The sequence below is a fragment of the Pseudomonas asiatica genome (assembly GCF_040214835.1).
Lineage (GTDB): Bacteria > Pseudomonadota > Gammaproteobacteria > Pseudomonadales > Pseudomonadaceae > Aquipseudomonas > Aquipseudomonas putida_Z.
In genome coordinates this window covers 4,188,739-4,212,185 of sequence record NZ_CP157874.1, presented here as the reverse complement: position 1 = coordinate 4,212,185, position 23,447 = coordinate 4,188,739, and the positions used below count along the sequence as shown (strand labels likewise).

Here is a 23,447-nt window from a genome sequence, read left to right as displayed (position 1 = left end):
ACAAGGCCGCTCCTACAGAAGTACGCGATCCCTTGTAGGAGCGGCCTTGTGTCGCGATGGGCTGCAAAGCAGCCCCAAGATCGATCAGGCACCGCATGCACATCCGGGCACACAACAAATGTGGCGCCACACCAAATCAAGAAGCCCGCTCAATTGAGCGGGCTTTTTGTTTTTCTGTGCCAATGAATTGTTGGTGATGTCGATCTAAGCTCTTCTGTAGATTGAGCGTGTGCCTTTGGGGGGCCGCTGCGCGACCCTTTCGCGACACAAGGCCGCTCCTACAGAAGTACGCAATCCCTTGTAGGAGCGGCCTTGTGTCGCGATGGGCTGCAAAGCAGCCCCGAGATCGATCAGGCACCGCATGCACATCCAGGCACACAACAAATGTGGCGCCATACCAAATCAAGAAGCCCGCTCAATTGAGCGGGCTTTTTGTTTTTCTGCGCCAATGAATTGTTGGTGATGTCGATCTAAGCTCTTCTGTAGATTGAGCGTGTGCCTTTGGGGGCCGCTGCGCGACCCTTTCGCGACACAAGGCCGCTCCTACAGAAGTACGCGATCCCTTGTAGGAGCGGCCTTGTGTCGCGATGGGCTGCAAAGCAGCCCCAGTATCGATCAGGCACCGCATACACATCCAGGCACACAACAAATGTAACTTGACCGCCAGACCCACCGTCGCACTGATAGCTTCGAGCGTTGTCCCAGCTTTATCACGCAAACGATTGTTCTGGCCAAAATTTTAAGCGATCTGACAGCTTTAGCAGTGTATGATTGCGCCCGTCAGCCCCGCCGGGGCTTGTGGAAAACCACCATGGACTTACCCAGTAGTTACTCGCTAACAAGATTCATACAGAAAGATCTGACCGATTGATTCTCCCGGCGTGCTCCGCTGCTGGGAGTGGAGTTCGCCTATGACTGAAGTAGAAGTAAAAAAAGCGCAGGAAAGCCTGCAGGACCGCCTGGCCCAGGTGGTCGAACTGCTGCAACGCCAGCGCGTGGTCGAAGACCTGACCCACCGTCAGGAAGGCGCCCACAACGACCTGGTGGAAAACCTGGTCCACCGCCAGAACCTCGTCGAGCTGCAGCGCAAGCTCGATGACCTGCACCCCGCCGACATCGCCTACATCCTCGAAGCCTTGCCCCTGGAAGACCGCCTGACGGTCTGGCAGCTGGTGCGCTCGGATCGCGATGGCGACATCCTGCTGGAAGTGTCCGACGCCGTGCGGCAATCGCTGATCGCCGACATGGACGATCACGAACTGCTCGCCGCCGCCAAGGAAATGGACGCCGACGAGCTGGCCGACCTGGCTCCTGAGCTGCCGCGTGACGTTGTTCACGAGCTGATGGAAACCCTCGATGCCCAGCAACGCGAGCGCGTGCGTTCGGCGCTGAGCTACGACGAGGAGCAGGTTGGTGCGCTGATGGACTTCGAGATGGTCACCATCCGCGAAGACGTCAGCCTGGAAGTGGTGTTGCGCTACCTGCGCCGCCTGAAAGAACTGCCGAACCACACCGACAAACTGTTCGTGGTCGACTATGACGGCATTCTCAAGGGTGTATTGCCGATCAAGCGCCTGCTGGTCAATGACCCGGAAAAGAAGGTGGCGGAGGTCATGGCGACCGACCCGGTCTCCTTCCACCCCGAGGAAGATGCCTATGATGCGGCGCAGGCCTTCGAGCGTTATGACCTGGTATCTGCGCCGGTCGTGGACAAGAACGAACGCCTGATCGGCCGCTTGACCATCGACGAAATGGTCGACCTGATTCGTGAAGAAAGCGAAAGCGAAGTGCTGAACATGGCCGGTTTGCGCGAGGAAGAAGACATCTTCGCCTCGGTCTGGCGTTCGCTGCGCAACCGCTGGGCCTGGTTGGCCATCAACCTGATTACCGCTTTCGTTGCGTCGCGTGTGATCGGCCTGTTCGAAGGTTCGATCGAGAAGCTGGTGGCCCTGGCTGCGCTGATGCCGATCGTGGCGGGTATTGGTGGCAACTCCGGTAACCAGACCATCACCATGATCGTGCGCGCCATGGCGCTGGACCAGGTGTCGCCGGGCAACACCAGCCGCCTGATGCGCAAGGAGCTGGCGGTATCGCTGCTCAACGGCCTGATCTGGGGCGGGGTGATCGGTGCGGTGGCGTTCTGGCTGTATGGCAGCTGGTCGTTGGGCCTGGTGATGACTGCGGCGATGACCTTGAACCTGCTGTTGGCGGCCTTGATGGGAGTGTTGATCCCGATGACCCTGACGCGCCTGGGGCGCGACCCGGCGATGGGCTCCAGCGTGATGATTACCGCGGTGACCGACAGCGGCGGGTTCTTCATCTTCCTCGGGCTGGCCACGCTGTTCCTGCTGTAGCCCGCGGTCCCCAAACAAACGGATCGCGCCTCTTGCAGGATCGCCATCCACAAAAAAGCCAGCTTACGCTGGCTTTTTCATGTACGGCTGCAAACCTCAGGAGGCGTCGGTAGCCATTTCCACATCGTGAGCGATGAGGGCGACCAGCGCGTTCTGCTGGCGGTGCGACAGTTGGCGGAAGCGTTGCAGCAACTCGCGTTCATGCAGGGACAGTTCAGGGCTGTCCAGGCGCATGCTCAACTCGTCACCCAGCGCACCTTCCTGGATAAGGCTCTGTTCCAGGCGCGCGATGATTTCGGAGTTCATGCTGCGGTGATGGTTGCGCGCTACCTCGGCAATGCGCTCACGCATCCCGTCTGGCAGGCGGACGACGAACTTGTCAGCGGTGCGGCTCGAATAAATAGCCTGTTTCATTGGGCGCATATAAATTGACCGGATTTTGGTTCAGGGGAAGCGGTTCTCAAATTGGCCGCACGGGGTGGTAGTACGACCGTGGCGACGATGAAATGTTCAACCGTCTGTGAAAAATGGATGCTCATCTTGCCTCATGGTCGCCGTTTCCTTGGCGTCAATTCTGTGACAAATAGTGAGCCGGATAAAGGCTTTGTGCCAGTACCAATTATCAGAAATGAGTACTGGTTTGAAAAGTTTTACATGCTCCAGCTTGCCCAATCGTCAGACTTTTGCCGTCAAAAACTGGTAAAACGCAGCAAAAGGTCGGGAAAGCCCCTAGAATGTGCCGGTTTCCCTCCATAGAGCATAGTGGCTATGCAACATGACGCAAGCGACCGCCAATCAGGTACAGGCCGGTTGATATATCTGGTAGGACCGTCGGGTTCCGGGAAAGATTCCCTGATCGATGCTTCTCGTGAGCGATTGGCAGCCGCCGGGGTGGAAATCGCCCGTCGCGTCATTACCCGATCGGCCGAAGCCAAGGGCGAAGCCGCCCATGGAGTCTCGGCCGAACAGTTCGAAGCACTACGTGCGCAAGGCGCGTTCGCCATGCATTGGCGGGCCAATGGCCTGGATTACGGCATTCCACTGCAGGTGGACCAGTGGCTGGCAGAGGGCAGGGCGGTGCTGGTGAATGGGTCGCGGGCTTATCTGGCCGAGGCGCGTCGGCGCTACCCGAACTTGTTGGCAGTGCTGGTCGAGGTCCGGCACGAGGTGCTGCGCGAGCGCCTGGTGGCCCGTGGCCGGGAAAGCGCAGAGGAAGTCGAGCAGCGCCTGGCACGTAATGCACGCTTGCAGGCGCTGGCCGATCCGTCGCTGCATGTGCTGGACAACTCCACCACCCTGGAAACCGCGGTCGCGGCATTGTTCGCGCTGCTGCGTGATGAAGGCGTGCTGCCGCAGGTGTAGCATTGGCAGAAAAGGATTACGCGAAAAAGCCCGCGTGAGGCATGACAAACGCCAGCATGCTGGTTAACATGCTGGCCGTCCTGCTGTGCAGCGTCCGCTGCCGGTACTTGCGTCTCAGTAGCTCAATTGGATAGAGCATCCCCCTCCTAAGGGGAAGGTTGCAGGTTCAATTCCTGCCTGGGACGCCATTTCCTTTCGTTCCCTTACCGCGTTCACCCGGTGTTGGTGACGCGAAATCGGGAAGCCTTGAACCTGCGTATTCCTACATCCCCAGATGCTTCAAGGCCCACAGCATTCCCATTCCCACAATCAGCGTCAGCATCGTGCTGCGCGTACGCCACGCCACCAGCGCGGCCAGTATCGCCGCTGGTATCTGCGGGTTCATCCAGTCGAACCCCGCCTGCCGGTCAGGGAATACCACGGCCGGCAGTACCAATGCCGCCAGCACACTGGCCGGGACATACGCCAGGGCGCGGCGAAACAGTGGGGGGATGCGCAGCACCGTGTGCAACTCGATGAACGACAGGCGGATGGCGAAGGTGCCCAGGCCGATCAGAATGAAGGTTATCCACTGGGTCGTTTCGCTCATGATGCTTCCTGCTCGGTATTGGCGTCTGCCACGGTTTGCTGTTTTTGCCAGCTCTCGATGGCCAGCCCGGCGATGATGCCGCCCAGCGCGCCAGCCAGCAGGCCGAGGTTGTAGGGCAGGTTGGCGGCCAGCACGGCGAGCACGCCGCCGGTCAGCGCTGCGCCAAGCGTGGCCGCATTGCGAATGCCGGGTATCAACAGGGCCAGGAATGACAATGGAATGGCAAAGCCCAGCGACCAGTCTTCAGGAATGCTCGCGCCCAGGTACATGCCCGCCAGCACCGAGAGGTTCCAGCCGAAGAACATGGTGATTGCCGTACCGGCATAGTAGGGGTAGGCATGCTGCCCCAGCCCGCCCGAGCCCATCTTCAGCGTGCACAGGGCGAAGGACTGGTCTGACAGCATGTACGCCATCGGCCACTTGTGGCGGCGCGGCAGCTGGCCCAGGTGCGGGGCCAGGCTGGCGCTGTACATCAGGAAGCGCAGGTTGATCACCAGTGCGGTGACTACCATGGTCACCGGCAGGGCGGCGCTTTGCATCAACTGCATCACCACCATTTGCGCCGAACCGGAGTAGAACAGCAAGGTCATGCCGATGGCATCGGTTGGCGACAGGCCCATGCCGATCGCCGTGACCCCGGTGATCAGGCCGAAGGGCACGATGCCGGAGGTCAATGGCAGGGCGCTGTGGGCACCTTGCCTGAACGCTTGGGTCCCGTTTGGATACGGCATTTGAAATCCTTGAAAGAGTGCAGACGGTGCAAGGGCGGTACGCCCACGTTAATGCGCGCGACAGTTGGCCTCAACGTCAGATTTCTGGAATAGTAGGCCTAAAAAAAATAGGCCTGAAACCGTGTACCTCGATACTCCCACCCGGCACTCGCTGCAGCTCAATGCCCTGCGTGCCTTCGAAGCATCAGCCCGCCTGGGCGGTTTTGCCCGTGCCGCACTCGAGCTGAAGGTGACCCCGGGGGCCATCGCCGCCCTGGTCAAGACCCTGGAAAGCGAATATGGCGCGGCCTTGTTCGAGCGCCACGCCAAAGGCGTGCGCCTGACGCCCTTGGGCGAAAGCGTGAAAGGCCAGTTCACCGAGGCGTTCGACGCGGTGGAAGCCGCCGCGCGCACACTGCGCCGCCTGGCCGCACCGCAGCGGGTGCATATCGTCACATCGCCTGCCCTGGCGCAGTTGTGGATAGGGCCACGCCTGCCGGAACTGACCCGGCTGCTGGCACCCATCGAGATCTCGGTGACGGCGGTGGATGAGCCGCCCAACCTGAAGCGCAGCCCGTTCGACCTGTGCCTGTTCTACACCGAAAAGCCCGAGCGCTGGCAACGCAGGATAGCCACGGAAGAAGTCCTGCCCGTGTGCGTGCCGGCCCTGGCCGCCAGCATCGCCAAGCCCGAGGACCTTGCCGACGCCCGTTGCATCGCCGACGTGGGCTGGAACGACTGGGCGGTGTGGACGGGGGCGGTGATGCCCGGGCACAAGTTCGTTGCCCGTGGGCCGGGTTTTTCCCTGTACTCGATCGCCCTGCAGCAAGCCTTGCTGGCCGCCGGGGTGCTGATAGGGCGCAGAAGCCTGGTGCAACGTTACCTCGACAGCGGCGAACTGGTCGCCCCCATCGACCGCGCGGTGCCACTGGGCATGACCATCGCCGCATGGCGGCTGCCGGGTGCCAAGGGCAACCAGGTGGTTGCCGCAGTGGAGGAGGCGCTGTTGCAGTTGGCTTGAGCGCCCCCAAGCCATGCACGGTGTCTGTGGGAGCGGGTGTGCCCGCGAACACCGGCGAAGCCGGTGCCCTACACCGCAGCGCCTGCTCCCACAGAGGCCGAACGGGGCAAATGCCATGCCCGTCGTCAACACCGCGAAAATAGGGCGTTGGGGCTATTCCGATGGTGCCACGCTAGGCATATGCTTGCCCGTCAGAGGCATGCCACTTGTGGCTGGGCATCAGGGAGAGCGTCCATGAGTCAGGAAACCCGGCCGGTACCCGCCGGCTTCAGTGAACAGCAGTTGCATACGTTGTTCGATCTGATCAGCGATGGTATCTGGGACTGGAATGCCAATACCGGCTACGTCTATCGCAACCCGGGCTGGTACGCCATGCTCGGCTACCCCAGTCACTCCATGGCCAACTCGGTGCTCACCTGGGAAAGCGTGATCCACCCGGAGGACTACTCGCGGGTGATGGCGCATTTCGAGGCGTACATCAACCAGCGCAACGAGCATTACCTGGTCGAATACCGCTGCCGTTGCCACGATGGCAGCTACCTGTGGATCGAAGACAGCGGCTACATCATCGCCCATAACGAGGATGGCTCGGTGGCGCGCATGCTCGGTGCCCACCGCAACATCGACGCCAACAAGCGCCTGGTGGCGCAACTGGAGCAGAGGAACCAGTCGCTGGAAAGCCAGGTGGCCGAACGCACCCGCGAGCTGTCCTGGGTGAACCAGCAGTTGCAGCGGCAGCTGGACGAAAACCGCGAGCTGGCCGAGCGCGACGCGTTGACCCGCATTGCCAACCGCTATCGGCTGGAGAAGGCGCTGCAACTGGAGTGCGAGCGTGCCAAGCGCTTTCGCCAGCCGTTGTCGCTGATAGCCATGGACCTGGACGACTTCAAGCCGATCAATGACCGCTATGGCCATGCCCGTGGCGATGCGGCGCTGGTGCGGGTGGTCGACGTCCTGCGTACCTGCCTGCGGCAGCAGGACCTGCTGGCGCGCTGGGGCGGGGACGAGTTCGTCATCGTATTGCCGCAGGCCTCGCTGGGCGAGGCGCTGGAAGTGGCAGCACGCTTGCGCCAGGCGATGGTGCAGGTGGAGCCGGTGGGCGATTGCCAGCTGACCATGAGTTACGGCGTGGTGCAATGGCAGGAAGGGGAGGACCAGCATGCACTGCTGGCGCGTGCCGACACGGCGCTGTACCGGGCCAAGGGGAACGGCAAGAACGCTATTGCCGAGTAGCCTGTGCCGGCCTCTTCGCGGGTAAACCCGCTCCCACAGGTGCGCCACTGCTCTCACGGGCAGTGATGTCCCTGTGGGAGCGGGTTTACCCGCGAAGAGGCCGGCACAGGCTCGCCAATGAAAAAAGACCCGCAACGCCTGGGGCGCTGCGGGCCAAATCGGCCTCGGCCGCTTCAGTGTCAGATATGCAGGGCGTGGCCCAGGGCGCGCAGTGCCGCTTCCTGTACCGCCTCACCCAGGGTCGGGTGGGCATGGATGGTGCCGGCCACATCCTCCAGGCACGCGCCCATCTCCAGCGACTGGGCAAACGCCGTCGACAACTCGGAAACCGCCACGCCAACCGCCTGCCAACCCAGGATCAGGTGGTTGTCACGGCGCGCCACCACCCGCACGAAACCGCTTTTCGATTCCAGACTCATGGCCCGGCCATTGGCAGCAAACGGGAACTGCGCGACGATGCAGTCCAGCCCTTGCTGGCTGGCTTGTTCCGGGGTCTTGCCGACCACCACCACTTCCGGGTCGGTGAAACACACCGCGGCGATCGCGCTGGGTTCGAAACGGCGTGCCTTGCCGGCGATGATCTCGGCGACCATCTCGCCCTGGGCCATGGCCCGGTGCGCCAGCATCGGTTCGCCAGCCACGTCGCCGATGGCCCAGACATTGCGCATGCTGGTCTGGCAGCGCTCGTCGATGGCGACGGCGGCGCCGTTCATCTTCAGGTCCAGGCACTCCAGGTTGAAACCTTGCGTGCGCGGCCGACGGCCCACGGCCACCAACACCTGGTCGGCTTCCAGGCGCAATTGCGCACCCTGGCCATCACGGGCCAGCAGGCAGCCGCCTTCGTAACCCTCGACGCTGTGGCCCAGGTGCAGGGTGATGCCCAATTTCTTCAGCGATTCGGCCACCGGTGCGGTCAGCTCGCTGTCGTAGGTCGGCAGGATGCGCTCGCGCGCTTCCACCACGCTGACTCGTGCGCCCAGCTTGCGGTAGGCGATGCCCAGCTCCAGGCCGATATAGCCGCCGCCCACTACCACCAGGTGCTGCGGCAGGGTTTTCGGTGCCAGGGCTTCGGTCGAGGAAATGATCGGCCCGCCCAGCGGCAGCATCGGCAGTTCGACACTGCTGGAGCCAGTGGCCAGCAACAGGTGCTCGCACTGGATACGCTGGCCATCGACCTCGACCTGCTTGCCGTCGAGCACCTTCGCCCAGCCATGGATCACCTTGACCCCGTGCTTTTTCAACAGGGCGGCGACGCCGGTGGTCAGGCGGTCGACGATGCCGTCCTTCCAGGCCACGCTCTGGCCGATGTCCAGGCGCGGCGAGGCAACGCTGATGCCCAGCTCCGACGGGCCGGCAAAGCGCGAGGTCTGGTGGAACTGCTCGGCCACGTGGATCAGCGCCTTGGACGGGATGCAGCCGATGTTCAGGCAGGTACCGCCCAGTGCCTGGCCTTCCACCAGCACGGTGGGGATGCCCAGTTGCCCGGCACGGATGGCAGCCACGTAGCCGCCAGGGCCGCCGCCGATGATCAACAGGGTAGTCTGGATAGTCTGTTGCATGCTCACTCCACGAACAGGCAGGCGGGTTGTTCGAGCAGGCCGCGCACGGCCTGGATGAACAGCGCGGCGTCCATGCCATCGACCACGCGGTGGTCGAACGAGCTGGACAGGTTCATCATCTTGCGCACGACGATCTGGCCGTCGATCACCACAGGCCGCTCGACCATGCGGTTGACGCCGACGATCGCCACTTCCGGGGTGTTGACCACCGGTGTGCTGACGATTCCGCCCAGGGCGCCCAGGCTGGTCAGGGTGATGGTCGAACCGGACAGCTCTTCGCGGCTGGCCTTGTTGTTGCGGGCAGCGTTGGCCAGGCGCGAGATCTCGCCGGCATTGCTCCACAGGCTGCCAGCTTCGGCATGGCGCAGCACCGGCACCATCAGGCCGTTGTCACCCTGGGTGGCGATGCCCACATGCACCGCGCCATGGCGGGTGATGACCTGGGCTTCGTCGTCATAGGTGGCGTTGATCTGCGGGAAGTCGCGCAGTGCCACGACCAGGGCACGCACCAGGAACGGCAGCAGGGTCAGCTTGCCGCGGCTGTCGCCGTGCTTGCTGTTGAGTTGCTGGCGCAGGGCTTCCAGGGCGGTGACGTCGATTTCTTCCACATAGCTGAAGTGCGCGACCCGGCGCTTGGCGTCCTGCATGCGCTGGGCGATCTTGCGGCGCAGGCCGATCACCGGCACCTGCTCGCTGTCGGTGCGCTTGGCATAGCCGCTCGGCGCTTGTCCGCCAGTGCTGTGCGGCTTGCTCATGAAGGCGTCGAGGTCTTCGTGCAGGATGCGCCCGGCCGGGCCGCTGCCATGCACGTAACGCAGTTCGATACCGGCATCCAGGGCACGCTTGCGCACCGCCGGCGAGGCCAGCGGCTTGTCGCCAGGCTGGCGTGGCACGATCGGGGCTGCCTCGTGGTTGACGGGCGCCTGGCACGCGGCCGGTCTTGCTTCCTTCTGCGGCTCTGGCTTGGCGGCTACCGGGGCAGCGGGGGCCTCGACCTGTTCGCGCTTGGGCACATCCTTGGCGGGCACATCCACATGGTTGCCGCTGCCTTCCACTTCGATGCGGATCAGCTCGCTGCCGACCGCCATCACTTCACCTGGCTGCCCACCCAGGGCCAGCACCTTGCCGCTGACCGGCGAAGGGATTTCCACGGTGGCCTTGTCGGTCATGACGTCGGCCACTACCTGGTCTTCGGCGATCATGTCGCCGACCTTGACGAACCACTCGACCAACTCGACCTGCGCGATGCCTTCGCCAATGTCCGGCATCTTGATGACGTGCGTGCCCATTCAGACCTCCATGACCTTTTTCAATGCCGCACCTACCCGCGAAGGCCCTGGGAAGTAAGCCCATTCCTGTGCGTGGGGGTAGGGGGTGTCCCAGCCGGTGACGCGCTCGATCGGCGCCTCCAGGTGGTGGAAGCAGTGTTCCTGCACCAGCGACACCAGTTCGGCGCCGAAGCCGCAGGTGCGGGTGGCCTCGTGTACCACCACGCAGCGGCCGGTCTTTTTCACCGACTCGACGATGGTGTCCAGGTCCAGCGGCCACAGGCTGCGCAGGTCGATCACCTCGGCGTCGACGCCGGTTTCTTCGGCCGCCACCTGGGCCACGTACACCGTGGTGCCGTAGGTCAGCACGGTCACGTCATTGCCGGGGCGGGTAATGGCCGCCTTGTCCAGCGGCACACTGTAGTAGCCATCGGGCACCGCGCTTTGCGGGTGCTTCGACCACGGCGTGACAGGGCGGTCGTGGTGGCCGTCGAACGGGCCGTTGTACAGGCGCTTGGGTTCCAGGAAGATTACCGGGTCATCGCATTCGATCGAGGCGATCAGCAGGCCCTTGGCGTCATACGGGTTGGACGGCATGACAGTGCGCAGGCCGCACACCTGGGTGAACATCGCTTCCGGGCTCTGGCTGTGGGTCTGGCCGCCATAGATCCCGCCGCCGCAGGGCATGCGCAGGGTCAGCGGGGCGATGAACTCGCCGGCCGAACGGTAACGCAGGCGCGCCATCTCGGAAACGATCTGGTCGGAGGCCGGATAGAAGTAGTCGGCGAACTGGATTTCCACCACCGGGCGCAGGCCGTAGGCACCCATGCCCACGGCGGTGCCGACGATGCCGCTCTCGGAGATCGGCGCGTCGAACACGCGAGACTTGCCGTACTTGTTCTGCAGGCCTTCGGTGCAGCGGAACACGCCGCCGAAGTAACCGACGTCCTGGCCGTAGATCACCACATTGTCGTCGCGCTCGAGCATGACATCCATGGCCGAGCGCAGGGCCTGGATCATGGTCATGGTAGTGGTGGCCATGGCGGTTTCCGGGTTGATGCTGTTGTTGTGGTCGTTCATCTCAAACCCCCAGTTCCTGGCGTTGACGGCGCAGGTGGTCGGGCATTTCCTTGTACACGTCCTCGAACATCGAGGCGGCACTCGGGATGTGACCGTTGGCCAGGGTGCCGTACTGCTCGGCTTCCTTCTGCGCGGCGATCACCGCGGCTTCCAGTTCGGCAGTGGTGGCCTGGTGTTCTTCCTCGGACCAGTGGCCGATCTTGATCAGGTGCTGCTTCAGGCGGGCGATCGGGTCGCCGAGCGGGAAGTGGCTCCAGTCATCGGCCGGGCGGTACTTGGACGGGTCGTCCGAGGTCGAGTGCGGGCCGGCACGGTAGGTGACCCACTCGATCAGGCATGGGCCCAGGCCGCGACGGGCGCGTTCTGCGGCCCAGCGCGAGGCGGCGTACACGGCGACGAAGTCGTTGCCGTCAACCCGCAGCGAGGCAATGCCGCAACCCACGCCACGGCCGGCGAAGGTGGTCGACTCGCCACCGGCGATGGCCTGGAAGGTGGAGATCGCCCACTGGTTGTTGACCACGTTGAGGATCACCGGGGCGCGGTACACGTGGGCGAAGGTGAGGGCGGTGTGGAAGTCCGACTCGGCGGTTGCGCCGTCGCCGATCCACGCCGAGGCGATCTTGGTATCGCCCTTGATCGCCGAGGCCATGGCCCAGCCGACCGCCTGCACGAACTGGGTCGCCAGGTTGCCGCTGATGGTGAAGAAACCGGCGTCGCGTACCGAATACATGATCGGCAGCTGGCGGCCCTTGAGCGGGTCACGCTCGTTGGACAGCAGCTGGCAGATCATCTCGACCAGCGACACGTCGCGGGCCATCAGGATGCTTTGCTGGCGGTAGGTGGGGAAGCACATGTCGGTGCGGTTCAGCGCCAGGGCCTGGCCGCTGCCGATGGCTTCTTCACCCAGGCTCTGCATGTAGAAGGACATCTTCTTCTGGCGCTGGGCGACCACCATGCGGCTGTCGAAAATCCGTGTCTTGAGCATGGCGCGCATGCCCTGACGGAGAACTTGCGGGTCGATGTCTTCGGCCCACGGGCCTTGCGCGTCGCCTTGCTCGTCGAGCACGCGGATCAGGCTGTAGGACAGGTCCGCGGTGTCGGCAGCGTCGACATCGACTGGGGGTTTACGGGCTTGACCTGCATCGTTCAGGCGCAGGTAGGAGAAATCGGTCTGGCAGCCTGGCCGGCCGGTAGGCTCGGGCACATGCAAACGCAGGGGGGCGTACTCGTTCATGCTTTTTACGCTCGCTCGGGTATTTGTTTTTGTGAGCTCTGAAGCGGCCGCCGCTGAGTACCGGCTTGTGACTGGTAGGTCAGCGTCCCCTACATCTTAGTGGGCCGGCAGGAGAATTTTTCTCTCAAGTTGATTGCCTTTGCCGAGCGGGGCAGATAAACATTCCGCATAAACACAAAAAACCGGTGATTTTGTCTCATGCGCAAACTCGATCGTACCGATATCGGCATTCTCAACAGCCTGCAGGAAAATGCCCGCATCACCAACGCCGAGCTGGCCCGCTCGGTGAACCTGTCCCCCACACCCTGCTTCAACCGGGTGCGGGCCATGGAAGAACTGGGGGTGATCCGCCAGCAGGTGACCTTGCTGTCGCCCGAGGCGTTGGGGCTGGACGTGAACGTGTTCATCCACGTGAGCCTGGAAAAACAGGTCGAGCAGTCGTTGCACCGTTTCGAGGAAGAAATCGCCGAACGGCCCGAAGTGATGGAGTGTTACCTGATGACGGGCGATCCGGACTACCTGTTGCGGGTATTGCTGCCCAGTATCCAGGCGCTGGAACGGTTTCTGGATTACCTGACTCGGTTGCCGGGGGTGGCCAACATCCGTTCCAGTTTTGCCTTGAAGCAGGTGCGCTACAAGACGGCCTTGCCGCTGCCGGCCAATGGCATGACCTTGCGGGAGTAGCCGTCCGAGTACTGCGCTTGCTGGTCAGGTCAGTTGAATATCGCGCAGGAAGAATTCGAGCACGTCACCGGTGCGCTCGCCGGCGTTGAGGTAGTACTGGCGGCCCAGGTCAAGTACCGGGACATTGTCCGAGAGCGACTCCGCAACACGGTAGCCGTTCATGTCCCGCAGGTAGAAGGGAACCAAGTCGGCGCTCTCCACTGTGCCGTCCCATGGCCGGAGCGTTTCGATTTTCCAGTAGGGCCGGGTGCGTAGCAGGTTGTACGGATGTGGGGCGTTGAGCACATCCCGGACCCGCCCGGCCACATGCGTACCATACAGGCCTAGCCAGCCATTGGAACTGCTTTCAAGCCTGGCGCCAATATAGGCCCAGTGTTCTGCGCAGGTAATGTAGTAGTGCGTGCGGTCTTCACGGTGCTCGATGAATTCGAAATGGAATGCAAGTCGTTGGAATTCATCCGCACTGCGTGGCACGCTCCTGCGCGCGGCAGTCGTGCACAGCCAGCCGTCTTCATCCAGGCCAAGCACTGGGTGTACGTTGTTGTCTGCAACAACGATCTGGCCACGGTGGACGTTATGAAGTGTAGCGGTGAAATTGGCCCTTATCATGTAGGTCTCCGATGATTGCTGAGGCGGTAGCCCAGGCTAAGGCACTGCCTGTCGACTTGGGACATGGATGCGTTTCAGCCAACGGAAGGGGGTGCCTGTCAGCCTGCTGTACAGGCCTGATCGCGACATGACCTGCACCGGACGCGCCCCGGCAACAGCATTTTACCCGCCACCGCACTCATTCCCTGGCATTTGCCCTTATGCTTGTCTGCAACCCATCGCCACCTGACCCGGGAGCCGCAAGGGACTTATGCGAAATATCTGGAAGCCGTTTCAGTCGTTGTATTTCGCCGCGCTGATGATGTTGATCGGCTCGGGCCTGCTCAGTACCTACCTGGCCCTGCGCCTGGCAGCCGATCATGTCGACAGCCTGTGGGTGGGTGCCTTGATGGCGGCCAACTACTTTGGCCTGGCGGTAGGCGGCAAGGTCGGCCACCGGTTGATTGGCCGGGTAGGGCACATTCGCGCCTATGCCACTTGCGCCGGCATCGTCGGCGCGGCGGTGCTCGGCCATGGCCTGACCAGCTGGCTGCCGGCCTGGGTCGGGCTGCGGATGATCGTCGGCCTGGGGATGATGTGCCAGTACATGGTCATCGAGAGCTGGCTGAACGAGCAGGCCGACGTGAAGCATCGCGGCGCGGTGTTCAGCGGCTACATGATCGCCTCGTACCTGGGCCTGGTGCTCGGCCAGCTGATCCTGGTGGTGCACCCACAGCTTGGCCTGGAGCTGCTGATGCTGGTGGCCATGTGTTTCACCCTGTGCCTGGTACCGGTCGCCATGACCCGGCGCATTCACCCGGCGCCGTTGCGCCCGGCACCGATGGAGCCGAAGTTCTTCATCAAGCGCGTGCCGCAGTCGCTCAGCACGGTGCTGGGTTCGGGGCTGATCGTCGGCTCGTTCTATGGCCTGGCACCCTTGTATGCCTCCAGCCAGGGCATGACTACCGAGCAGGTCGGTCTGTTCATGGGTAGCTGCATCTTTGCCGGCCTGCTGGTGCAGTGGCCGCTGGGCTGGTTGTCTGACCGCTACGATCGGGCAGTGCTGATCCGCAGCGTGGCGGTGGGGTTGGCGCTGGCCTCGTCGCCGCTGGCGATGCTGCCCAGCGTGCCGCTGGAGTTGCTGTTCGGCATAGGCTTCGTGATTTCGTTGCTGCAGTTCTGCCTGTACCCGCTGGCGGTGGCGTTTTCCAACGACCATGTGGAAAGCGAACGGCGGGTGTCGCTGACCGCGATGCTGCTGGTGACCTACGGCGTGGGCGCGTGTATCGGGCCGCTGGCGGCAGGCGTGCTGATGAAGGTGCTCGGCCCGCAGATGCTGTATGCCTTCTTCGTGTTCTTTGCCCTGGTGCTGGTGTGGCGCATTCGGCCGAAGGCGGTCACTGGGCTACACCAGGTGCAGGATGCGCCTTTGGGCCACGTTGCCATGCCGGCTGCCGGTTCGCCACTGTCGGCGGCGCTGGACCCACGGGTGGATGAGCAGACGGTGCAGGAGGTAATGCAGGCGCCGGTGGCGGCGGAGGATACCGAGGCGGAAGAGAAGGGGACTGACAAGGAGCCTGAGCCGGAAGGTGAGGTCAGCAAGTCGGTGTAGGCCTGTGCCGGCCTCTTCGCGGGCACGCCCGCTCCCACAGCGACCGCGCAGCGTTCAAGGCATGCGTTGTACCTGTGGGAGAGCTGTCGCGTAGATAACTGGATCCGCAAGCAGTACGCGTACCCTGTGGGAGCGGCTTTAGCCGCGAAGAATCCAACGCGGTGCATGGCACCGGCTGCGCCGGTGTTCGCGGCTAAAGCCGCTCCCACAGAGTCCCTGCTAATTCAATGAGTTATGTGCAGTTCTGTGGGAGCGGGCATGCCCGCGAAGAGGCCGGCACAGGAGAAGCACAAATGAAAACGCCACCTTGATAGGTGGCGTTTTTGTACTCGGCCGACGATCAATAGTCGTCCTTGTCGAACCGCCGCGCTTCACGCTGCAACTGGTACACGAAGCTCTCGACCTTGCGCTGCGCCTGCCCGGTAAGGTTATGGAAGCGCACGCCGGCAAAGGTGGTGTTGATCCGCTCTTCATAGTGCAGGTGGCGCAGCTCGACCATGGTGTCGACCAGGCCCAGCGGGTTGCCCGCCTTGAAACGCTCGTACACCTGGCCCAGTTGCAGGCGATCCTCGACATTGCCTTCGAAGCGCAGTTTGCAGCCGGTGGCGGAGATGTCCAGCAGCTTGCCACGCAGGGCGCCGTTGCCCTTGAGGTGGGTACCATCGAGGATGACATCGACCAGCTGCGACAGCTTCAGCGCGGCGCGGAAGGCATTGCGGCGCTGGTGGTAGGTCATCTCCAATGGCATGGCGCCGCGGTAGCAGCGGTGGCCGTCGACTTCACTGATCTTCAGCTCGTGGTTGCAGTCCCAGGCGATGCGCACGCCATCATGGAAGCCTTCGACGCGGAAGTGTTCGCCGTTCTCGATGAACTTTTCACCGTCACGCGGGATCATCTCGTCCAGCGCCAGGGTGTTGCTTTCACGGTCCACGTGCACCACGTAGCTCTGGAAGCGCTGGCTGCGGTCGTGGAAGGTGATGATCAGGGGGTCGTGGCTTTCCTGCAGCTGCCGCAAGTTGGCCGCAATCTCCAAAGGGGTGGTCAGCACCTTTGGCGGCTGCGGGGCATCGGATTCATTGAACACGGCTTATCGTTCTCCAGGCAAAAGCGACACACGCAATTAACGGCATTTTGCCAGTATGTTCCGTGCCTTGATAGAAAAAATCACACTTGGCTGAGCGCCCGTGGCTTGGCCAGTGGCGAGGTGCTGCCGCGGCTGTCGTAGAGCGACGGAGAATCGCCGCCCATGAGGATCCGGATCTGGTTGTTGGTGACGTGTTGCTGCACCTGGATGATCCGGCCATTGGTCTCGTTGAGCTGCTGGCAGGCTTGCATCAACTGGCTGATCACATCGAGTTGCTGCAGCAGCAGTTCACCGTTCGGCGATTGTGCCGCCACGGCCTCCACTCCGGCGCGATCAGGGCTCAGGCCAAGACTGACAAGCAGGTTGTTGCGCCGCAGGCCTTGCTGCTCCAGCAGCACGATCAAAGACTGCTTGCGGGCCAGGATATTCTCCAGTGGCGCCATGTCGCGGCCATGCAGGGCGATCGCTTCCTTTTGCAGAAGGTCCAGCAGCTCCTGCATGGGGGCGATGTCATCTTCGATCAGTTGCAGCAAGGTGGTGTCGTGCATGGCTAACTCTTGGCTTTTCTAGCGTCCGTGAAGTCAGCGCGCCGAACGGTCAGCGCTGGGCTTCGAAATCGAGCAGTTTGCTGGCGACCCGGCCGGCATCGACCTGGTAGCTGCCGTCGGCGATCGCCTGTTTCAACTGGGCCACACGGGCACTGTTGACCACTGGCTCGTCGCGCAGCTTGTCGCTGATCTTCTGCAACTGCTGGGCCTCTTGGCTGAGGTGTACCGCTTCTCCGCTGGCGCTGGTGGCGGTTGCCGCTTCCTGGCTGGCTGCCGGTTTTTCGGCGCTGCCGTTCGCGGTGTTGCCGCGCACGCCGCCCGTGACGGACGGAGAGTTATTCAAACGACTGAAGTCGATGACCATGATCAGAAACCTCTGGGTATTTGGACGCTTGCCTTGTTTTCGGCCAACCCGAAAGAAACTTTAGGCACAAATGCATAGCCGCCTGTCAGCAAGCTCGCGAACCCGTTTTCTGACACAGTTTAGGAAAAGCGGTTCCTCACCGCCAGCGCAAATCAATGGGCTGGCTACATACTTACCTCGACCTGGCCGGGGCCGGTCACCCTGGCCTTGACCACCCGTTTGGAATTGAGGTTGCGCACCCGGATCTGTTCGCTCAGGCCGCCCTTGCTCAGGGCTTCTCCGGGCATGCGCACACTCAGGCTGCCACTGCGGGCGATGATCACCACGTGGTCGCCCTTGCGCACCACCTCGGCCTGTTCCAGGTGTTGCGGGGTGAGTACCTGGTCGATCACCGTGGGGCGCAGCATCTTCATGCCTACCGCCTGTTCCAGTTCGGTCAAGAAGCCTTGGCCCAGGGTGCCGACATCGCGCTCGCGCAGGGCCACGTCACCTTCGCCCACCACGTTGTCGCGCTTGAGCGGCCGGGTCACCACCACCACTTCGCGGAACAGCCGCACGGTGGCCGGCACGAACACGGTCCAAGGCGCCGTGCCTTCGCAGCGCACCTTTACCGTGACGCGGCCCAACGGCTGGGCCGGGCTTTCCAGCGAGGCGTCCAGTTGCTGGCTGCACAGCGGCATGCGCAGGCGCGGGTCCAGCGGGTTGACCTGGATCTCGTAACGGCCGGCGGTCTGGGTGGTTGCCAGATAATCTTCGACGCTGAATTCAAGAAACCCTTGAGTGACACCGATAAGCTGTTCAGGCAAGGTAAACGCGTCCGCTACCGTGCGAACGCCGGGCACCAGAAGGCACAGCATGGCCAGCGAGCCAGTCAGCAGGCGCGTCAATCGTCGGAAAAATGTCGTTTTCGTGTACATGGCGCTCAAAAAAGCAAAGCCCGTGCCGACTCGCTACATGAGTTGCAACGAAAGGCTGAAACATAAAGGAGTCTGGCATGGCAGGTGTTATGGATTCGGTCAACCAGCGCACGCAGCTGGTAGGGCAGAATCGCCTGGAATTGCTGCTGTTCCGCCTCAATGGCGAGCAGCTTTACGGCATCAACGTATTCAAGGTCAGGGAAGTGCTGCAATGCCCTGCGCTGACCCTGCTGCCCAAGGCGCACCCGGTGGTGCGCGGTGTTGCCAATATTCGCGGGGCGACCATCCCGATCCTCGACCTGTCGATGGCCACCGGGTTGCGGCCGCTGCAGGAAGACACGTGCAACAGTTTCGTGATCATCACCGAGTACAACACCAAGACCCAAGGCTTCCTGGTGCATTCGGTGGAGCGCATCGTCAACATGAACTGGGAAGAAATCCATCCGCCACCCAAGGGCACCGGCCGCGACCACTACCTGACCGCGGTTACCCGGGTGGACAACCGCATGGTCGAGATCATCGATGTGGAGAAGGTGCTGGCCGAAGTGGCGCCGTCGTCCGAGTCGGTGTCGGCCGGGGTGATCGATGCCGAGGTGCAGGACAAGGCCGTGCTGCTGCGGGTGCTCACCGTCGACGATTCGTCGGTGGCGCGCAAGCAGGTCAGCCGCTGCCTGCAGACCGTGGGGGTCGAGGTGGTGGCGCTCAATGACGGCCGTCAGGCCCTGAACTACCTGCGCCAGCTGGTGGATGAGGGCAAGAAGCCGGAAGAAGAGTTCCTGATGATGATCTCGGACATTGAAATGCCGGAAATGGACGGCTATACGCTAACAGCGGAGATCCGCAGCGATCCGCGCATGCAAAAATTGCACATCTGCCTGCATACTTCGCTTTCCGGGGTGTTCAACCAGGCGATGGTCAAGAAGGTCGGTGCCGATGACTTCCTGGCCAAGTTCAAGCCGGACGACCTGGCCCAGCGGGTGGTCGACCGGATCAAGGCAACGCATTGAAGCAGCCGGGGGCAGGCCCCCGGCACCAGTGATTTAAAAGAGGCGGCAGTAGTGTCTACGGGTAATTTGGATTTCGAACAGTTCCGGGTCTTCCTGGAGAAAGCCTGTGGCATCCTGCTGGGCGAGAATAAGCAGTACCTGGTCTCCAGCCGTCTCAACAAGCTGATGGAGCAACAGGGCATCAAGAGCCTGGGCGAGCTGGTGCAGCGCATCCAGGCCCAGCCGCGTGGCGGCTTGCGCGAGCAGGTGGTCGATGCCATGACCACCAACGAGACCCTGTGGTTTCGCGATACCTACCCGTTCGAGGTGCTGAAGAACAAGGTCATCCCCGAGTTCATCCGCAACAACCCCGGCCAGCGCCTGCGCATGTGGTCGGCGGCCTGTTCGTCGGGGCAGGAGCCGTATTCCATCTCGATGGCCATCGACGAATTCGAGCGTAGCAACCTCGGCCAGTTGAAGATGGGCGCGCAGATCGTTGCCACCGACCTGTCTGGCACCATGCTGACCAACTGCAAGACCGGCGAGTACGACAGCCTGGCGATTGCCCGTGGCTTGTCCCAGGAGCGCCTGCAGCGCTACTTCGACACCAAGGGGCCGGGGCGCTGGGCGGTCAAGCCGGCGATTCGCAGCCGCGTCGAGTTCCGCTCGTTCAACCTGCTCGACAGCTATGCCAGCTTGGGCAAGTTCGATGTGGTGTTCTGCCGTAACGTGCTGATCTATTTCTCGGCGCAGGTGAAGAAGGACATCCTGTTGCGTATCCACAGTACCTTGAAGCCGGGTGGGTATCTGTTCCTCGGGGCTTCCGAGGCGCTGAACGGGTTGCCGGACCATTACCAGATGGTGCAGTGCAGTCCGGGGATCATCTACCAGGCGAAGTAAGCACAAAGGCCGGCAGCGAAAGTTGCCGGCCTTTTTGTTTGCCTGTGCTGGCCTCTTCGCGGGTAAACCCGCTCCCACAGGTACCGCACCGACTTTTAAAGCTGTGCAGAACCCTGTGGGAGCGGGTTTACCCGCGAAGAGGCCGGCGCAGGAAAAATACTGACGTCAATTTTTTGTTTTGCCGCTTTTGCCGCCCGGCAATTGCCGCTTTCGCCGCTCAAGGCGGAAGGCCTTTGCCGCTTTTCTGGCATCACTCTGACAGCACCTTGCCCTGCAAGCCCGTATTTCCGGGCTTTCTGTTGGTTGGCACAGCCCTTGCTATACCTTGCCCAACGATATTCCGGTCAACCTCCGAAGGTTTCCCCGACATGAGCATCAGCTTCGACAAGGCGCTTGGTATTCACGAAAAGGCCCTGGGCTTCCGCGCCCAGCGCGCCGAAGTGCTGGCCAACAACATCGCCAACGCCGACACGCCCAACTACAAGGCGCGCGACATGGACTTCGCCTCGGTGCTCGCTGCCGAGAGCGACAAGCAGCAGAGTGGCGGCCGTTTCAGCCTCGATCGTACCAACAGCCGCCATATCGAGGCCGAGGGCCTGGCCATGGCCGACGATACCCTCAAGTACCGCACACCAACGCAGCCGTCGATCGACCAGAACACCGTGGACGCGCAGATCGAGCAATCGAACTACACCGAAAACGCCGTCGGCTTCCAGGCCAGCTTCACCTTGCTCAACAGTAAATTCAAAGGGCTGGTTTCGGCCCTGCGGGGAGAATGACCATGTCCCTTTCCAGTGTCTTCAACATTGCCGGTAGCGGCATGAGTGCGCAGAACACGCGCCTGAACACCGTTGCTTCCAACATCGCCAACGCCGAGACCGTGTCCTCGAGCATCGACCAGACCTACCGCGCCCGCCACCCGGTGTTCGCCACCACCTTCCAGGACGCACAGGCCGGCGGCAGCCAGTCGCTGTTCGAAGACCAGGGCGAGGCAGGGCAGGGCGTGCAGGTAAAAGGCATCGTCGAGGACCAGAGCAACCTGGAGGCCCGTTACGAGCCCAACCACCCGGCGGCGAACAAGGACGGCTACGTCTACTACCCGAACGTCAACGTGGTCGAGGAGATGGCTGACATGATCTCCGCCAGCCGCGCGTTCCAGACCAACGCCGAGTTGATGAATACGGCCAAGGCCATGATGCAGAAGGTCCTGACCCTCGGTCAGTGATAAGGAAACCAGACCATGGCAATCGATACCAACGGTGTGAACCTCAACGACGTGCTCGCGGCGTCGGGTGTAGGCACCAGCACCAAGAAGACCACGGACACCGCATCCAAGACCGGCAACGACTCGCTCGGCAAGGACGCGTTCCTGCAATTGCTGGTCACCCAGATGCAACACCAGAACCCGCTGGACCCACAGGACAACGGTGAGTTCGTTGCCCAGTTGGCGCAGTTCAGCAGCCTGGAAGGCATTACCTCGCTGAACGAATCGGTCAACTCCATCACCAGCGCCATGGCCTCGTCCCAGGCCCTGCAGGCGTCGTCGCTGGTCGGGCGTTCGGTGGTGGTGCAGAACGACAAGGCCGTGGTCGACACCGCAGAAAGCTTCAATGCGCAGTTCGTCGTGCCGCAAGCCATCGGCGAAGCGAAGATCACCATCAAGGACAAGGACGGCAATACCGTCAAGACCATCGAGCTGGGCGAGCAGAAAGCCGGTTACGCCGATTTCATCTGGGACGGTACCAACAGCAGTGGCCAGAAAGTCGACCCTGGTACTTACACCTTCACTGCCACCACTACAGTGGATGGCAAGTCGGTGCAGATGAATACGCTGTTGCCAGCCAAGGTGACCAGCGTCAGTTTCAGTGCCGCCGGCGAAATGGTGCTCAACCTCGCCGGTGTTGGCAAAGTGTCCCTCTCCGACGTGCAAACCATCGGTATCTAAGGCCCGCTAGAGCGGCAAAAGGAGCGAATTCATGTCTTTCAATATCGGCCTTAGCGGTCTGTACGCAGCAAACAAGCAGCTGGATGTCACCGGCAACAACATCGCCAACGTCAACACCAACGGCTTCAAGTCGTCGCGTGCCGAGTTCGCCGATGTCTATGCAGGTTCCAACCGCCTGGGCGTGGGCAAGAACCAGGTGGGTAACGGTGTGCGCCTGGCAGCGGTTTCCCAGCAGTTCACCCAGGGTGACGTCAACACCACCGGCAACGTGCTGGACATGGGGATTCAGGGGCAGGGCTTCTTCGTGCTGTCCGATAACGGCTCGCGCGTGTACACCCGTGCGGGTGCTTTCCAGGCCAGCAAGGACAACTTCGTGGTTACCTCGGACGGCTTGCGCCTGCAGGGCTATGCCGCCGACTCGACTGGCAAGATCCAGAAGGGCGTGCTCACCGATCTGCAGATCGATACGTCGTCGCTGCAGCCAAAGGCAACATCGCTGATCGACCAGGGTATCAACCTGAATTCCTCGGCCGCCGACATCCCGTTGGAAGTGGATGATGGCACTGGCGTGATGGTGCCGAACCTGCCGTTCGATCCTTCCGATCAGACGACTTACACCAAGTCTTTCCCGACCAAGGTGTACGACAGCCAGGGTAACGAGCACACCATGGAGCAGTTCTATCGCAAGACTGGCACCAATGAGTGGACCATGTACACCCTGGTCGATGGGCGCAACCCGTTTTCCCCATCCTCCACCGTGCCGCTGACTGGCACCATCAGCTTCAACAGCGATGGCTCGGTCAAGAGCATGACTGCGGACAATACCGGCCACCCGGCGGGCTCGTCGTTCACCGTGACCAACAACACCTTCACCATGACTGGCTGGGTGCCGGCGGTGGAAGATTCTGCGGGTAACTGGATCTCCAACGGCGCGGTGGGCAATGCCGATGGCATGCGCCTGGCGATGAACAGCACCACCTCCTACAACACCGAGACCGCGCGCATGTCGCAGTCTCAGGACGGCTACGCGACCGGTATCCTGTCGAGCCTGAGCATCGACTCGACGGGTGTGCTGTTCGCCAGCTTCAGCAACCAGCAATCCCGCGCCATTGGCCAGGTGGCCCTGGCCAGCTTCGCCAACGAGCAGGGCTTGCAGCAGATTGGTGGTACCCGCTGGACCGAAACCTACACGTCCGGCATCCCGGGCATCGATGCGCCGAAGACAGGTACCCTGGGCAGCGTCGAGTCCAACGCGCTGGAAGGCTCGAACGTGAACCTGACGCAGGAGCTGGTAGAGCTGATCAAGGCGCAGAGCAACTACCAGGCAAACGCCAAGACCATCTCCACTGAAAGCACCATCATGCAGACTGTCATACAGATGGCCTGATGGTCGCTGGCTGAGTGTGTGT

General features: G+C 62.2%; 24 protein-coding genes and 1 tRNA gene. 13 read left to right on the top strand and 12 right to left on the bottom strand.

Annotation, left to right across the window (positions count from 1 at the left end; translation table 11 throughout):
* The first annotated feature begins 911 nt into the window (after positions 1–911).
* Complete coding sequence (gene mgtE, locus ABNP31_RS18855; protein WP_025340118.1) at positions 912–2,354, top strand: magnesium transporter; 1,443 nt, start codon at positions 912–914, stop codon at positions 2,352–2,354.
* A gap of 96 nt (positions 2,355–2,450) precedes the next feature.
* On the opposite strand, the gene ABNP31_RS18850 is transcribed toward mgtE, so the two are convergent.
* Positions 2,451–2,777 carry an Arc family DNA-binding protein gene (locus tag ABNP31_RS18850; RefSeq protein ID WP_012273554.1) on the bottom strand — a complete coding sequence of 109 codons (327 nt, stop codon included), beginning with the start codon at positions 2,775–2,777 and terminating at the stop codon, positions 2,451–2,453.
* 345 nt (positions 2,778–3,122) lie between these two features.
* On the opposite strand from ABNP31_RS18850, the gene phnN reads away from it, so the two are divergent.
* Positions 3,123–3,716: a phosphonate metabolism protein/1,5-bisphosphokinase (PRPP-forming) PhnN gene (phnN, locus tag ABNP31_RS18845; RefSeq protein ID WP_085589085.1), complete on the top strand. Its 594-nt coding sequence runs from the start codon at positions 3,123–3,125 to the stop codon at positions 3,714–3,716.
* Positions 3,717–3,827: 111 nt separating this feature from the next.
* Positions 3,828–3,904: transfer RNA gene (locus ABNP31_RS18840), tRNA-Arg, on the top strand.
* Between the two features lie 74 nt (positions 3,905–3,978).
* Here ABNP31_RS18840 and ABNP31_RS18835 read toward each other — a convergent pair.
* Positions 3,979–4,305 carry an AzlD domain-containing protein gene (locus tag ABNP31_RS18835; protein ID WP_085614556.1) on the bottom strand — a complete coding sequence of 109 codons (327 nt, stop codon included), beginning with the start codon at positions 4,303–4,305 and terminating at the stop codon, positions 3,979–3,981.
* Positions 4,302–5,036, bottom strand: coding sequence for an AzlC family ABC transporter permease (locus ABNP31_RS18830; protein WP_350012654.1), 735 nt, complete (start codon positions 5,034–5,036; stop codon positions 4,302–4,304). Before ABNP31_RS18830 ends, ABNP31_RS18835 begins: the two co-directional genes overlap by 4 nt.
* 121 nt (positions 5,037–5,157) lie before the next feature.
* Here ABNP31_RS18830 and ABNP31_RS18825 point away from each other — a divergent pair, with 121 nt between their 5' ends.
* Both ABNP31_RS18825 and ABNP31_RS18820 read left to right on the top strand, forming a co-directional pair.
* Positions 5,158–6,036: a LysR family transcriptional regulator gene (locus tag ABNP31_RS18825; protein ID WP_025340113.1), complete on the top strand. Its 879-nt coding sequence runs from the start codon at positions 5,158–5,160 to the stop codon at positions 6,034–6,036.
* A 234-nt stretch (positions 6,037–6,270) separates the two neighbouring features.
* A complete protein-coding gene (locus ABNP31_RS18820) occupies positions 6,271–7,269 on the top strand; it encodes a sensor domain-containing diguanylate cyclase (protein ID WP_085663968.1) in 999 nt (332 codons plus the stop codon).
* 179 nt (positions 7,270–7,448) lie between these two features.
* Here ABNP31_RS18820 and lpdA read toward each other — a convergent pair whose 3' ends face one another.
* The 4 genes from lpdA to ABNP31_RS18800 are packed head-to-tail and all read right to left on the bottom strand — an operon-like array spanning position 7,449 to position 12,410.
* On the bottom strand, positions 7,449–8,828 hold the full coding sequence (gene lpdA, locus ABNP31_RS18815; protein WP_085589062.1) for a dihydrolipoyl dehydrogenase: 1,380 nt from the start codon (positions 8,826–8,828) through the stop codon (positions 7,449–7,451).
* A 2-nt stretch (positions 8,829–8,830) separates the two neighbouring features.
* A complete protein-coding gene (locus ABNP31_RS18810) occupies positions 8,831–10,117 on the bottom strand; it encodes a dihydrolipoamide acetyltransferase family protein (RefSeq protein WP_350012653.1) in 1,287 nt (428 codons plus the stop codon).
* Positions 10,118–11,176, bottom strand: coding sequence for an alpha-ketoacid dehydrogenase subunit beta (locus ABNP31_RS18805; protein WP_013973637.1), 1,059 nt, complete (start codon positions 11,174–11,176; stop codon positions 10,118–10,120).
* A gap of 1 nt (position 11,177) precedes the next feature.
* Positions 11,178–12,410, bottom strand: coding sequence for a 3-methyl-2-oxobutanoate dehydrogenase (2-methylpropanoyl-transferring) subunit alpha (locus ABNP31_RS18800; protein WP_085614551.1), 1,233 nt, complete (start codon positions 12,408–12,410; stop codon positions 11,178–11,180).
* A gap of 198 nt (positions 12,411–12,608) precedes the next feature.
* Here ABNP31_RS18800 and bkdR point away from each other — a divergent pair, with 198 nt between their 5' ends.
* Positions 12,609–13,094: a Bkd operon transcriptional regulator BkdR gene (gene bkdR, locus ABNP31_RS18795; RefSeq protein ID WP_012273540.1), complete on the top strand. Its 486-nt coding sequence runs from the start codon at positions 12,609–12,611 to the stop codon at positions 13,092–13,094.
* 24 nt (positions 13,095–13,118) lie between these two features.
* Here bkdR and ABNP31_RS18790 read toward each other — a convergent pair whose 3' ends face one another.
* Complete coding sequence (locus ABNP31_RS18790; protein WP_238066720.1) at positions 13,119–13,703, bottom strand: hypothetical protein; 585 nt, start codon at positions 13,701–13,703, stop codon at positions 13,119–13,121.
* Positions 13,704–13,953: 250 nt separating this feature from the next.
* On the opposite strand from ABNP31_RS18790, the gene ABNP31_RS18785 reads away from it, so the two are divergent.
* Positions 13,954–15,294, top strand: a complete 1,341-nt coding sequence (locus tag ABNP31_RS18785) for an MFS transporter (protein WP_085663971.1) — start codon at positions 13,954–13,956, stop codon at positions 15,292–15,294.
* Positions 15,295–15,634: 340 nt separating this feature from the next.
* On the opposite strand, the gene ABNP31_RS18780 is transcribed toward ABNP31_RS18785, so the two are convergent.
* The 4 genes from ABNP31_RS18780 to flgA all read right to left on the bottom strand — a co-directional run bounded on the left by ABNP31_RS18780 (position 15,635) and on the right by flgA (position 18,207).
* Positions 15,635–16,378, bottom strand: coding sequence for a flagellar brake protein (locus tag ABNP31_RS18780; protein WP_085663972.1), 744 nt, complete (start codon positions 16,376–16,378; stop codon positions 15,635–15,637).
* An 80-nt stretch (positions 16,379–16,458) separates the two neighbouring features.
* Positions 16,459–16,926 (bottom strand): flagella synthesis protein FlgN, encoded by a 468-nt coding sequence (locus ABNP31_RS18775; protein WP_085705027.1) that lies wholly within the window; start codon positions 16,924–16,926, stop codon positions 16,459–16,461.
* 49 nt (positions 16,927–16,975) lie between these two features.
* Positions 16,976–17,290 carry a flagellar biosynthesis anti-sigma factor FlgM gene (gene flgM / locus ABNP31_RS18770; protein WP_025340104.1) on the bottom strand — a complete coding sequence of 105 codons (315 nt, stop codon included), beginning with the start codon at positions 17,288–17,290 and terminating at the stop codon, positions 16,976–16,978.
* Positions 17,291–17,454: 164 nt separating this feature from the next.
* A complete protein-coding gene (flgA, locus tag ABNP31_RS18765; protein WP_085663973.1) occupies positions 17,455–18,207 on the bottom strand; it encodes a flagellar basal body P-ring formation chaperone FlgA in 753 nt (250 codons plus the stop codon).
* A gap of 77 nt (positions 18,208–18,284) precedes the next feature.
* Here flgA and ABNP31_RS18760 point away from each other — a divergent pair, with 77 nt between their 5' ends.
* The 6 genes from ABNP31_RS18760 to flgE all read left to right on the top strand — a co-directional run bounded on the left by ABNP31_RS18760 (position 18,285) and on the right by flgE (position 23,425).
* A complete protein-coding gene (locus ABNP31_RS18760; protein WP_350012652.1) occupies positions 18,285–19,214 on the top strand; it encodes a chemotaxis protein CheV in 930 nt (309 codons plus the stop codon).
* A gap of 51 nt (positions 19,215–19,265) precedes the next feature.
* Entirely contained in the window at positions 19,266–20,093 is an 828-nt protein-coding gene (gene cheR / locus ABNP31_RS18755) for a protein-glutamate O-methyltransferase CheR (RefSeq protein ID WP_015271244.1), read from the top strand.
* A gap of 368 nt (positions 20,094–20,461) precedes the next feature.
* Complete coding sequence (gene flgB / locus ABNP31_RS18750; RefSeq protein ID WP_015271243.1) at positions 20,462–20,872, top strand: flagellar basal body rod protein FlgB; 411 nt, start codon at positions 20,462–20,464, stop codon at positions 20,870–20,872.
* A gap of 2 nt (positions 20,873–20,874) precedes the next feature.
* Complete coding sequence (gene flgC / locus ABNP31_RS18745; protein ID WP_003257260.1) at positions 20,875–21,318, top strand: flagellar basal body rod protein FlgC; 444 nt, start codon at positions 20,875–20,877, stop codon at positions 21,316–21,318.
* A gap of 15 nt (positions 21,319–21,333) precedes the next feature.
* Positions 21,334–22,038: a flagellar hook assembly protein FlgD gene (gene flgD / locus ABNP31_RS18740; RefSeq protein ID WP_075045943.1), complete on the top strand. Its 705-nt coding sequence runs from the start codon at positions 21,334–21,336 to the stop codon at positions 22,036–22,038.
* 31 nt (positions 22,039–22,069) lie between these two features.
* Positions 22,070–23,425 (top strand): flagellar hook protein FlgE, encoded by a 1,356-nt coding sequence (flgE, locus tag ABNP31_RS18735; RefSeq protein WP_075045942.1) that lies wholly within the window; start codon positions 22,070–22,072, stop codon positions 23,423–23,425.
* Positions 23,426–23,447 lie beyond the last annotated feature (22 nt).